Below are 240 nucleotides of genomic sequence, written 5' to 3' on the forward strand. Positions count from 1 at the left end.
GGTCCCTGGAGAGGTGCAGTCTCCGGAACCGTTGTCGGCTCCTCTGCCTCCTGCGGGCACTGTTCCCGACAACTTTGAGCCAACATCTGTTGTGGTGTGCCAATTCCTCGAATACACAGACGATTTCAGCGAGGCAGTCCTTTCGCAGACAACCAGAACGGGGGACATGGTGCATGTCGTGGCGCAATTCAAGCGGGAGTCACTCTCATCGCCGTGGTTCGGTGAGTGCCCTACGGCCTC

It is taken from the genome of Pseudomonas viridiflava (assembly GCF_001642795.1).
Lineage (GTDB): Bacteria > Pseudomonadota > Gammaproteobacteria > Pseudomonadales > Pseudomonadaceae > Aquipseudomonas > Aquipseudomonas viridiflava.